General features: G+C 63.8%; 8 protein-coding genes. 6 read left to right on the top strand and 2 right to left on the bottom strand.

Going from position 1 to position 12,726, the window contains the following annotated elements:
- Positions 1 to 13 precede the first annotated feature (13 nt).
- From pth to sufU, 6 genes are all read left to right on the top strand, one after another.
- A complete protein-coding gene (pth, locus tag CQ020_RS16540; RefSeq protein ID WP_024820151.1) occupies positions 14 to 598 on the top strand; it encodes an aminoacyl-tRNA hydrolase in 585 nt (194 codons plus the stop codon).
- A gap of 141 nt (positions 599 to 739) precedes the next feature.
- Positions 740 to 3,472: a LuxR C-terminal-related transcriptional regulator gene (locus CQ020_RS16535; protein ID WP_181151915.1), complete on the top strand. Its 2,733-nt coding sequence runs from the start codon at positions 740 to 742 to the stop codon at positions 3,470 to 3,472.
- A 41-nt stretch (positions 3,473 to 3,513) separates the two neighbouring features.
- Positions 3,514 to 6,174, top strand: a complete 2,661-nt coding sequence (locus CQ020_RS16530; protein WP_105692845.1) for an AAA family ATPase — start codon at positions 3,514 to 3,516, stop codon at positions 6,172 to 6,174.
- 474 nt (positions 6,175 to 6,648) lie between these two features.
- Positions 6,649 to 9,057 (top strand): ATP-binding protein, encoded by a 2,409-nt coding sequence (locus tag CQ020_RS16525; RefSeq protein WP_105692844.1) that lies wholly within the window; start codon positions 6,649 to 6,651, stop codon positions 9,055 to 9,057.
- 89 nt (positions 9,058 to 9,146) lie between these two features.
- On the top strand, positions 9,147 to 10,472 hold the full coding sequence (locus tag CQ020_RS16520; protein ID WP_105692843.1) for a cysteine desulfurase: 1,326 nt from the start codon (positions 9,147 to 9,149) through the stop codon (positions 10,470 to 10,472).
- Between the two features lie 67 nt (positions 10,473 to 10,539).
- The gene (gene sufU / locus CQ020_RS16515) at positions 10,540 to 10,992 is read left to right on the top strand and encodes a Fe-S cluster assembly sulfur transfer protein SufU (protein ID WP_105692842.1); all 453 of its coding nucleotides are present in this window, start codon (positions 10,540 to 10,542) and stop codon (positions 10,990 to 10,992) included.
- Between the two features lie 22 nt (positions 10,993 to 11,014).
- On the opposite strand, the gene nhaA is transcribed toward sufU, so the two are convergent.
- Complete coding sequence (gene nhaA, locus CQ020_RS16510) at positions 11,015 to 12,346, bottom strand: Na+/H+ antiporter NhaA (RefSeq protein ID WP_105692841.1); 1,332 nt, start codon at positions 12,344 to 12,346, stop codon at positions 11,015 to 11,017.
- A gap of 158 nt (positions 12,347 to 12,504) precedes the next feature.
- Positions 12,505 to 12,726: an SCO4848 family membrane protein gene (locus tag CQ020_RS16505; RefSeq protein ID WP_024820158.1), complete on the bottom strand. Its 222-nt coding sequence runs from the start codon at positions 12,724 to 12,726 to the stop codon at positions 12,505 to 12,507.

Below are 12,726 nucleotides of genomic sequence, written 5' to 3'. Positions count from 1 at the left end.
CTAGGATGAGACCATGACTGACACCTGGCTGATTGTTGGCCTCGGCAACCCCGGCAGTGAGTACAGCAACAACCGGCACAATGTTGGCCAGATGGTGCTGGATGAGCTGGCTTCCCGCATGGGTGGGAAGTTCAAGGTCCACAAGGCCCGCGCCCAGGTGGTGGAGGGGCGGTTGGGCATCGGGGGCCCCCGTGTGGTGCTCGCCAAGCCCATGACGTATATGAACCTCACGGGCGGACCCGTGGCAGGACTCTGCAACTTCTTTGATATCGCGCCGGACCACGTCATCGCAGTCCATGACGAAATTGACATCCCTTTTAACACAGTCAAGCTAAAACTTGGCGGCGGTGAGGGCGGTCATAACGGCCTTCGGGACATCTCCAAAGCACTTGCCACCAAGGACTACCTGCGTGTCAGGGTAGGGGTGGGCCGGCCACCGGGACGGATGGAGACAGCCGATTACGTGCTCCGGGATTTTGCCACCGCCGAGAAGAAGGAGTTGCCGTTCCTCCTGGACGAGGCGGCTGACGCCGTGGAACTGCTGATGGACCAGGGCCTGCTCGCTGCGCAACAGAAACACCACCCTGCTAAAGCTTGAGCAAATCTTGAGGAAAGCCTGATGAAAGCCTGACGGTCCCGAGGACCTTTAGGCCTACAAACTGCGGCCCCCCGACGGTAGTGTGCATGGTACGCAGGTAAGCGGTGGGGGACTACCGCGAATGTGTAGCTAAGGATGCGGATGTCGGCGGAGTTGCTAAACAGGAGCGGTGGAGGCGCGGCGAGGGCTGCGGCTTCCGATCTTTTGGGCGGCCCAACAGACCGTCAAACATGGTCCCTGCTGGCCCGAAGCCAAGATTTATCCAAGGCGGGCAAGCACCTGGAATCACCCGACTCCTACGGAGTGGTCCTCACCGGGGAACGGGGAATCGGCAAGTCCGGCCTGGCAAGGGCAGTAGTCTCCTCCCTGGGTCCCAAAGTCCATAGCCTCCAGCTGCGCAACACCGTAGCCAGCGGCCAGACCCCCTACGGATGCCTTGGTTTCCTGCTGGCCCGCTTGCCTTCGGGGGCCGTGGGCTCGCCGACGGCCATCCTCCACGCGGTGACTAACTTGATCAGGACAGAAGCCGCAGGCCGGGACACCGTGTTCATTGTGGACAACGCCGGCGGAATGGACCCTATGAGCACGGGCGTTCTCTTGAACCTCATGGCTACCGGCACCGCGAAAGTCATCGCCACCGTTCAACGCGCCAGCGACCTCCCCGCCGACTTCCATCGGCTGGTCCTCGAAGGAGGGCTGGGCGAGGTCCACCTGAACACGCTCAGCGAGGAACAGACCAAGCAAGTCCTCGGCTCAGTCCTTGGACACTACGTTTCTTCAACACTGGTAGGTTCACTGCACTCCGCCGTGGGTGGCAACCCCATGCTCCTGCATGCCCTGCTTGAGGAGCAGCGGCATACGGGCAACCTGGTCCTCAACGATTCCGTCTGGACGCTTCGAGACCGGATCCATCTGGAGGGCGCCACGGTAGTGGAGGACTTTGTCCGGTCCAGGCTGGCGCGCGAACCCCAAGCCAGCAGGACCGTCGTCGAAATCCTTGCCTGTGCCAAGCGCGCAACTTTGCTGGATTTGGCAGCGATCTTCGGCACCGAGGTTTTGGTGGACATGGAGGAGTCCGCACTGCTGACAATTGGAAAGACCGGTGAACACTGGGTATCGCTCCGGGACCCGTACGTGGGAGAAGTGGTCCGCGGCTGGTTGAGCACCCGCCGTATGCGCGAGCTGCGGCTCATGCTGCACGGCCCGAAAGAGCCTGAACTGCAAGCGTTGGCACCGCAGGATCTCCTGAGCTACGCGTCGTGGATGCACGCTTCCGAGGACGAGCCCGCACCGTCGCCCGCACACGCATTGGCGGCCGGGAGGGCTGCGTTGGATGACTACGACCCCAACTTTGCCATTCAGTGCACCCTGTCGTTGGACCCCAAGAACAGCGAATGGGTGCCCGGGCAGCGCCTGAAGGCTGCGGCCTACCTCATGCTGGACCTGCCATTGCATGCGGTCCAGGCCCTGGATGAGGTGTCCGAATCCCACTTGGCTGCCCTGGAACCGTTGGAGTTCGCCGAAGTCACCGCAGCGAAGTGCCAGGCAATGACGTGGATTGACGGGCGGTCAGCAATGGTGCCGGGAGTGATCGCCGCCGGACTGGATGCGCTCGAGGCCAAGGCCCCGGATTATCCGCCCGAGGCCATGACCAAGGCCCGCAACCGCCTCCAGTTATGCAGCTACGAGTACAAAACCTACATGGGTGAGTACGCGGAAATGATCGGGGACCTGGAAGCCGAGCTGGCCAAGGATCCGGCGGAGGACCGTGAACAATGGCTCAAGTCCTCCTTCTTCCTGATCGAGGCCCGTTGCATGCTGGGCAGGGAGTTGGAGGCACAACAACTCGCTCGAACCGTGTCACGGCACTTGGGGGACGCGGACCGCCTCGCGCAGTTGGAGGAAGCGTTCGCCAGGCATGCGTTCCTGGTGCTCTTGTTGTCCGGGCAATGGCGGAAGTGCATCGAGCTCATGCGCCGCACGCCCTCCGGGTCCTCGCGACTTCAATACCGGGGTGCGCTCACAGAACTGGGCGTCGGGCTTGCGTTCGCCTACGCAGGCAAGCCAGCCAGTGCGATCGAACCCCTGCGATCGGCCGTTGCCCAGCTGGAGCTCCGGCCGAGCATGAACATGAACAAAGTTGCCTACGCAGCCACAGCTTTTGCCTACGCTCAATTGGGCAATTCCGTGGAGGCGGGCCGATACCTTGACCTCTTCAGGACCTGCAGGGGAGTGGGGACGTTCTTTTCCGAATCCGTGGCTGAGTTCTGTGCCGAGATGGCAGGACGCTGGATGGGAGACCCCGAGGTGAAGCAGCGGCTGCTGGCCCGGGTACGGAACGACATTGAGCAGCAGCGGTTCACCACGGCCGGCATCAACCTTTTCGGGGCCACCGTGGAAGGCACGGATGAGGAATACCGGCTCTTGGAAGACATTGCCGGCCGCAGGCAAGGACCCCTGGCCAAGATCTCCGGTGATCTTGCCCGCGGCGCACTGACCAAGAGCTCACGCTCGCTGCTCGCGGCAGCTGATGCCGCAGCATCCCTGGACCTGCTGGTGGTTGAAGCCCGATGCGTGGCCATGGCACTTGATTACGCCAGGGACGCCGGTGAAACCACGGCGGCCCGAACGGCGCAGCTCAGGCTCGAGCGGTTGGAGCATTCTGTCCCCGCGTTACCCATCCAGCCACGCAGCGACGCGCCGGTATTGACCGAACGGGAACGCCAGATTGCTAAACTCGCGGGAAAGGGTGTCAGCAACCGTGAAATCGCGATGGATATTGGGGTGTCTGTGCGAACTGTAGAAGGCCATCTGTACCAAGTGTTCACCAAGCTCGGCGTATCGTCTCGAGGCGAGCTCAATGGGCTGCTGTGAATCGAAGCGTGACCCTTCCGTAGGCCTGACACGGGTTGCCCATGCAGGCTGAGCACCTTGTAGGCCGGGACGCGGAACTGCAACTGGCCATGGAGATACTGAGGCAGGAAGGCGCCGGAGCCGTGCTTCTGGTCGCCGATCCCGGCATAGGCAAGACCGCCTTGGCCGCCGAAATCGCAGCCCGCCTGGCTGGAGAAATGGTGGTCATGAGGGTTCATGGGAGCCCTGCTTTGTCCGCTGTCCCCTATGGCGTCCTGGCTCCTTATCTCATGGATCTTCCGGTGGAACAAGCAACCTCGCCCGTGGCGATCCTCCGCGAGTTCTGGTCCCAGTTCGAGAGACGCCGTGGCAGCGAGGGCGCGCGCCTCCTGCTGATCGTGGACGACGCCCATGACCTTGATGAAGGCAGTACCCAGATCCTGGCCGAGCTGGTCACCGCCGGATGGGCGCGCCTGGTAGCCACCAGCAGGCCCAGGCCAGGTTTGCCGGCGGCGTTGCTTCAACTCTGGTATGACGGACTTGCGGAGCGGCTGGAACTCCACCCGCTGGACAAGGAAACTGTTACGGAGCTGGCGGAAAAGACCCTCGGGGGAGCGGTCATGACCAGTGCCGCCGAGGTCCTGCACTCCATGTCCGAAGGCAACCCCCTGCTGCTTCACTGCCTCGTTGAGGACTCGAAGGCTGACGGAAACCTGGTCCGCCGGAACGGAGTGTGGCTCCTGACGCGTGCGCTCTCCGGGAACGGTGAAAGCCTTGCCGGAGTAGTGCGTAACAGGGTCCTCCGGACCAGCGAAGCCGAACGGGAGGCGATGTACGTCATTGCCTTGTCCGAGCCCGTCCCTGCCGCTGTGCTGGATACGCAGGTGGGCAGGGACACCGTACGGGCGCTGATGGACAACCGGCTTGTGGTCTCCTCCAACGGACCCGGCGGACCGCTGAAGATGTGGCATCCCATGTACAGCGAGGCGCTCCGGCAGATCGTTTCGCCCGCCCGCAGCCTCCAGATCCGCCAGCGCCTCATACCGCAATTGCCCTCCGAACCGTCCACGGCGGAGGGACTGCTGCGGATGGTGAGCTGGGCCCTGGACTGTGGCGCCGACGTCGACGATCAACAGCTGCTGCAGGCAGCCTTCCTTGCGGTCAAGACGTTCCAGTACCCACTGGCAATGGCGGCGGCCGCCAAGGTCCGCGCGGATGAGCTGCAGCCCCGGGCTCGTGCCGTCATGGCTTTGGTCAGTTATAGCGACGGCGACTACTCCAGCGCCGTCCGGTTGCTGGAGGAAAGCGCCGGCTTCCTGGATGCTGACGCATTGGGGCCCTTGGGCACAAGCCTGTTGTGGGCTGCGGCGCGCACCGCCGCAGGGGACTCGCCAGCTGACATTGTGGCCGACGCCCGGACCGCTGCCAAAGCCCTGATGCGTGAGCGGGAATCATCTGATCCTGTGCGTCAGCAAGTCGAAGGTCATGTCCTGGCAGTGGAATTGGCGGCACTTGCTAATGACGGCCACTATGAGGAACTCCGTGAGGGATTGGACCGGTTCGCCGAAGAGTTCACCACGGATGGCACTGACCTTGCCATGAACCGGATTTTCCTGCGTGCGATGCAGTGTGAACTGCTGACTGTTGAAGGTCAGGCCGTGAAGGCGTTGGATGCCGGCCGCGAAGCCTTGTTGTTGTTGGACGAGCACCACCATGAGCTTCTGTACCTCGACGACTTCGTCCTGCTGCGCTACACCCTGGCCGCCCTGGAATCTGGAGATTGGGAGGCTGCCGGGACTGGCCTTGACCGTTACGCCGCTGCTTCGGCCAGGGGACTCATCTATTTCGGCGGCGACATTGAAGCACTCAATGGCTTGTCGATGCTGCGTCAGGGCCGCCTGGAAAAGGCCGAGGAACTGCTGACACCCGCCGTCGAAGCCCTGCGGGTCAGTGATCCGCTGCAGCTGCGAAGCCTCGGAGCCGCCCTGGCGTTCTACGCGGCAGCCAGGTCCGGCAACACCTCTCTGGCCCGGCGGCTGGAAAGTGAGCACGGCGCCGCTGCCGCCGGTGGTGCCTACGTGGAGGCCCTCGCGGAGCTCTTCAGGCTTGCCGGCGACGAACTTCTCACCACGGGCACAGGGCTGCAGAAACTGCGTGGCCTCCCGGAATCCGGCCATCTGCACCGGTTACCGGGCATTCTGCTCCAGAATCTTGTGCTCAGGGCCGAGCTCGGGGACGTGCAAGCCATGGAATCCCTCCGGGAAACGGCGTCGTCCATGGCCGGAGGCTGGGCAACCGGCTGGGAGTCAATGGCGGCGGCACAGTTGAGCGGCGAAGGCCAAGGCTTGGTGAACGCAGGCAACGTCCTGGCTGCAGCCGGGATGCCCGGACCGGCCGCGGTGGCGTTCGACAAAGCGGCGGTGACTTTTGACGCCGAAGGCAAGCGTCCGGAAGCCCGGCAGGCAGCGGTACTGAGGGATGTCAGTGAGGCCAGCCTGGGCGATGCCTTGGTCCATGACCCGGATACCGAGCTTGATCGGTCCGTGCCGCTGACCCGACGCGAGCAGGACATCGTGGCCTTGGCTGTATCGGGACTTACCGACCGTCAGATTGCCGAGAAACTTATGGTGTCGGTCCGGACCGTGGAAGGCCACCTGTACCGGAGCTACGCCAAACTGGGTATCCGCAGGCGCGAAGATCTGGGCGCTGCCGTCCGTCACTGACACCGGCCCCTGAGTACCTGCAAAACCCTCGCCAGACTCATCCTCCCCTGGAATCACGCGGAATTTACCCAATCAATGGAGTAATACGCAGGTATTTCGTGTCGCAACCAAGTAGTGCCCTGTCCGGGGACTGAGTACAACAGAGTACCGGGGGAGCAAAAGCGGCCTCTTTTTCGAGTACCAACTACTGATGTACGGCATGCCGCGCCCCGGCAATATTGATCTTGGAAGAACGGTTCAGCCCCAAGCATCACCGGGATTCCGGAAATCGCATCACCCGCATCGGAGGTCTCTTGAGCCGATGCTCCGGCCACCGTTTGGTGGTCCGGCCCTGTACGAAGCCGGCGGCGACAGAGTCTTCTGAGACCGAGACTCTCCCCCCAGCCGCCGCCGGCTTCTAGGCCAGGGACCACCGCACATCGCGGAACCCAAAAACCCCTCCCGGATCATGGGACTGCTGCTATTGGAGTGTGCATGTTGCCGGACCCTTGGCTGGACGAAGACACCGTCACAGCTGGTCTGAGGCCATCAAAACTTCCGGATAGAGCGCAACTTTTAGAGCTCATCCTTTCGGCCGTACCCTCCGCATCCACCAGCGGCATCGTGGTGGTGGGAGAGCGGGGCTCCGGAAAAAGCCACCTGTTGCTCTCCGTCAAAGAGGGACTCCCCGAAACCGTGGATGTCCGCACCTTCACCGGAAAACCAGAACGGAGAGCCCTCCATTTCGGGGCACTGGGTGCCGTTTCCGCAGCTGAAGCAGACGAGGCTGTAGCACCGGGCCTTCACGTTCTCCGGGCCCTGACCAGCACTTTGGGGCCAGCCGATTACTTGTACACGCCGCCACGCGGACGACGCCGGAGCAAACGGCATGTGCAACCGGCGCGGCCGCAGCTGGTCCTGTTGGTGGACGATATCCACTACATGGATCCGGCCTCGCTGGCTGTCCTGCTGCAACTCATTCCTGGCTTCGGCGCCACCTTGGTTGCCACAGCGGAAAGCCGCCACCCCCTCCCGCCGGATCTCTACCAGCTTTGGGAAGACGGCTTCCTCGAGCAGTACTTCCTGACACCCTTTACCTTCAGCGAGGCACACGCCCTGTGCGAGTCCGTCCTTGGCGGACATGTCCAACGACGTGCCAGCAGCCTCCTCGCCGCCATGAGCGGCTTCAACGTGGGGCTGCTGTGCCTGGCCGTCAACGACGCACGCCGCTCCGGTTTCCTGGTCCGGATTGATGGGTACTGGACCATCGATGTCCGCGCGCACTGTGACTGGCCCGGCGTGGTTGAGCATGTACGGGCTGAGAACATTTCGCGCCCGCCGGAAGAACGCCAGGCGCTCGAACTCATCGCGCTTTCCGAACCCGTGGCCCTTGAAGTGGTGGAGCACCACTTCGGCCGGAAAGCCATGGAGCATCTCCTCGCGAATCACGACATCAGGGTGATGCCTGGCCGGCCCCCGATGCTCCGCACGACTTCCTGGCTGCGCGGAGAAGGAACCCGGCTGTCCGTACCGCCGTCCCGGAGCCTGGCTCTCCGGTTGGGTGTGGAGGAACCGGGGCTGACGACGAAAACGGCGCCCACCATGCTGCGATGGATCGCCTGGACCCTTGACTGCGGACTGACGCTCTCTGACGAACTTCTCCTGGCTGCCGCGCCCGCCGCTGACAGGCCATCCACCGCCGAACTCGCGCTGAGGGCCGCCTCGGCGGTGACGGGGGCCGGTCATCAGGACGAGGCCAGGCTGGTCAGGGCACGGGCGTTGATCGCCGAGGGCCATCTTCAGGAAGCAGGTCCGGAACTCCGGCAGTTGGCAAACGCGGGCGTGCCCCCTGAAGTGAAGATCGACGCCACCCACCGTCTGTTGGCCCTGGGGCTGCTGGGTGCACCGTGGGCAACCGAAGCCGCACCTGGGGAAACGGACCCTGCTCTACTGATTGTGGAGAACCTGCACGCTGCGGAGCGTTTGCTGCTGTCCGGTGCGGCACCGGAAGCGTTGCAAAGGTCCTCGGCTGCCATGGACGCCATCAAGGCCGACCCATCCTTGGACATGTTCCTGCCCGGCGCGCTGCTCCGGCACGTGATGGGCCTGCGGTACAACCTGGCCTGGGAACTGGTGGATCCGATCCTGGATACTGCCGCCGACTACACCATGCCTATGCACCTCTCGGCGTGCCTGGACGTGGCCCGCGGTTACGTCCAGCTCAGCCAGGGATTCCCACGCGCCGCCCGTGCCACCTTGGAGCCGGTTCTGGCGGAACTGCACGACGCCGGACTGCCGCCCGTCCTTGCTCTGGCTGCGGCGCTACTGGCCTACTCCGAGGCGCTGTGCGGGAACACCCGGCAGGCCATGGCAAGGGTTCGGCAAAGCACGGCCGCGCAGGTAGCCGTGCAAGGTTTGTTCACCCAGCTCAGCGCCCTGTATGTAGCGGCCGCCCAAGACCAAGCCTCCGGCACGTCACGTCATCTGATGGCGCTTGCGGAACATGCACACACCCTGGGCAGCACCTTGCTGGAAGCTGAGGCGTACTCCGTCCTGGCGTTGAGTGGGGCCATTGCCGGCGTCGATGATTCTGGGATCCAGCGCCGCCTTGGCGCGCTGTCAGCAACTGTTCACGGTCCGGGCGGGGCAGCGTTGGCGACGTTTGCCGCCGCTCTGGTGGACAACGACCCTAAAACGCTTGAGTCGGCAGGCCGGAGCCTGTCCGCGGACCGGCAGTTCGCCCATGCTGCCCTGTGCTATTCGAGGGCCGCTGCGGGTTATGAGGCCAGAACGCGGGCTGCTGCCAGCCGCCGGGCTTCGGTGCTCCTGGAGAGGCTCCGGAGCGCCTTCGACAGCGGGATTGTTCCACCGCTGGGCTGGGTGCCCGGGAGGGCCGGCGGCTGAACGTGCTGTACGGCACAGCTGCGGGGCCGCACGTCAGGGGCCACCGTGGGATAATGAGGAGTCCCTGAAGGATTTCCAAGGAGCGACCCTTGACTGCCGTATCAACTCCCGCCTCACTGCTGCGATCCGTGCATGCCATGGACAATGCGGAGGTGCTGCGGATCCGGAATGATTTCCCGGTGCTGGACCAGTTGGTCAACGGCAAACCCTTGATCTACCTGGATTCGGGCGCCACATCGCAGAACCCGCTCAGCGTTATTGAGGCCGAGCAGGAGTACTACGAGCAACGCAATGCTGCCGTTCACCGCGGCGCCCACCACCTTGCCGTGGAAGCCACGGAGGTCTTCGAAGACGCGCGCCAGACCGTGGCGGACTTCATCGGTGCGCAGTATGAGGAGACCGTGTGGACCTCCAACGCCACCGAAGGCCTGAACCTCATCAGCTATGCCTTGTCCAACGCGGCTTTGTGGGCTGCCCAGGGACGTGGCGGTTCGGCGCTGAAGGACCTGGCCATTGGTCCTGGCGACGAGATCGTGGTCACCGAAATGGAACACCACGCCAACCTCATTCCCTGGCAGGAACTGGCCTTCCGGACCGGTGCCACGCTGAAGTACATCCCCATCTCTGACGACGGCACCCTGAGGCTTGATGCCGCGGCGGAGATCGTGGGGGAGCGGACTAAGCTCCTCGCCTTCGCTCATGCTTCCAATGTCCTCGGCACCATCAACCCGGTACCAGAACTCGTAACCATGGCCCGCCGCGTAGGTGCGTTGGTTGTCTTGGACGCGTGCCAGTCCGTGCCGCACATGGCAGTTGACGTCAAAGAACTGGACGTCGATTTCGCAGTGTTCTCCGGCCACAAGATGTTGGCTCCCACCGGCGTCGGCGTCCTGTACGGGAAGCAGGAACTGCTGGATGTTCTGCCGCCGTTCCTGACGGGCGGATCAATGATCACCACGGTCACCATGGAACGCGCCGAGTACCTGCCGGCACCTCAACGGTTCGAGGCCGGAACCCAGCGCATCTCCCAGGCAGTGGCCTTGGCAACTGCAGTGAACTACCTTACCGAGACCGGGATCGACCGAATCCACGCGTGGGAAACGACCCTGGGCCAGCGCCTGGTGAAGGGGCTTGAAGCCATCGACGGCATTCGCGTGGTTGGTCCTGCGTCCGGTACCGAACGGATCGGGCTGGCAGCCTTCGACGTCGCCGGCGTCCACGCGCACGACGTCGGACAATTCCTGGATGACCGCGGCATCGCCGTTCGCGTTGGCCACCACTGTGCCCAGCCGCTGCACCGCCGTCTGGGCCTGACGGCGACCACGCGCGCCAGCACCTACCTTTACAACACCACGGACGACGTCGACGCTTTCCTCGACGCCGTTTCGGGTGTCCGGGCCTACTTCCAGGCCTGACCTGCGGCACGGGCCTTTGGCCGCGTAGCCGTCAACCACGATTTCCCCAGAAGAGGCACCAAGCATCATGAGTCTTGACCAGCTGTACCAGCAGATCATCCTGGACCACTCCAAGCAGCGGCACGGCAGCGGCCTTGCCCAAACCGATGCGCCTGACGGCACGTCCACCGGTCAATCGCACCAGCTGAACCCCGTATGCGGAGATGAGGTGACCCTGCGGCTTGCCGTCTCCGAGGGAACCGTCCGGCAAATCAGCTGGGACGGTGCGGGCTGTTCCATCTCCATGGCCTCGGCCTCCGTGCTCAGCGAACTGGGTGAGGGCATGTCCGTGGAGGAGCTCCACTCGGTGATCGATAATTTCCGGGAGGTGCTCCGGTCCCGAGGAAAAGTGCAGGCAGACCCGGAGATCCTGGGCGATGCGGCAGCTTTTGAAGGAGTTGCCCGCTACGCGGCCCGGGTTAAGTGCGCCATGATCTCCTGGGTGGCGGCCGAGGACGCGCTCAACCAAGCCACCGCCTAGCCGCTACCGGAGTAGCTCCGCCTCAGGCGCGGGCAAAGACGTCAGGCACGCCGTCGCCGTCGTCGTCCCGTTCTTCATCCGCCTGGATCTGGCGGTACCGCCGGTTGCGGGCTTTAAGCACGACGGCGGCGAGCAGCGCCGAGATCAGGGAACCTGCCAGGATGGCAACCTTGGCGTGGTCGTTGTGGGCGGAGCCAGCGCCGAAGCTCAACTCGCCGATCAGCAATGAGACAGTGAAGCCGATGCCGGCCAGAAGTGCCAGCCCGAAGAGGTCGATCCAGGCAATGCTGGAATCCAGGCTCGCGCGGGTGGTTTTGGTGACCAGGAACGTGGTGCCGAAGACGCCGACGGCCTTGCCCACCACCAGCGCCGCCACAATGCCGACGGCAACTGGGTCCGTGAGCGCGGCGCCCATGCCCTCCACACCGCCCAAGGCCACGCCGGCCGAGAAGAACGCAAAGACCGGTACGGCAAAGCCTGCCGAGAACGGGCGAAGTTTGTGCTCGAGGTGCTCGGCCAGGCCCTCTGCAGGTTCTCCCTTTTTCCCGCTGGCCAAGACCGGAACCGCGAAGCCCAACAGCACCCCGGCTACGGTGGCATGGATCCCGGAGGCATGGACAAAACCCCAGGTGGCCAAGGCGAGCGGCACCAAAAGGTACCAGCTGCGGATCCGTTTTTGGACAAGGAACGTGAAGAGGCCAAGGGGCACCAGGGCCGCGAGCAGCATCAGCGGCTGAATGCCGCTGGAGTAGAAGAAGGCGATAATGCCGATGGCGATGAGGTCGTCCACCACGGCGAGCGTCAGTAAGAACGTCCGGAGCGCGGCGGGCAGGTGCGTGTTGATGACAGCCAGCACGGCAAGGGCGAAGGCGATGTCCGTGGCAGTGGGAATGGCCCAGCCTTGCAGGGTTTCCGGTGATCCAAGGTTGAAGAGGACAAAGATCAGGGCCGGAACCACCACACCGCCAACGGCAGCGGCGACGGGGACAACGGCTTTGGCGGGTTTACGGAGTTCCCCGGCCACGAATTCGCGTTTGAGCTCAAGTCCTGCCAGGAAGAAGAACACCGCCAGCAGGCCGTCCGAGGCCCAATGGCCCAGGCTCAGCTCAAGATGCCAGGGTTCATAGCCGATCTTGACGTCGCGGAGTGCGAAGTAGCCGTCTGCTGCGGGGGAGTTGGCCCAGATGAGGGCCACTACTGTGGCGGCCAGGAGGAGTGCGCCGCCAACGGTTTCCGTGCGGAGGATCGCGAGGATCCTGCGGTACTCGGGGTAACTGGAGCGGGAGAAGACTTTGCTCGTCTGGCTCGACGCGCCGGGCTCGGGTGCCGCGGGCTGGTTCGATGGCTGGGGCACGGGGGCTCCTCAAAAGTGGGCGGGCATTTGCGGGTACTGCAAAAGAACCGCCGACCAGACTTCCCGGCACACCAGTATCCATCTTACCCAACTGGGTAGCAGCAGTGCGCGTTATGAGCTCTCAAAACGCGCACTGCTGCGACTCAGTTGGGTGAAACCTAGGCGACCAGGCCCGCGATCCCTATGCCCGCCGTCGCCAGTCCGAGCACCATGGAGATGGTGACCAGCACAACGTGGACCGTGAGGAACTTGGTGGCCTTGCCTGCGGCGTCGCGGGCCCGGGGGTCCTTCATGACGCGCTTCAGGAACTGAGGCCACACCACCAAGGACCAGACGCCGGCAACAATCAGGACTACCGCCAGGATTGCGGGGATCTCCAC

The organism is Arthrobacter sp. MYb23 (assembly GCF_002979775.1).
Taxonomy (GTDB): Bacteria; Actinomycetota; Actinomycetes; order Actinomycetales; family Micrococcaceae; genus Arthrobacter.
The sequence above is the reverse complement of the archived record's forward strand: the minus strand, read 5'-3'. Positions and strand labels throughout refer to the sequence as shown.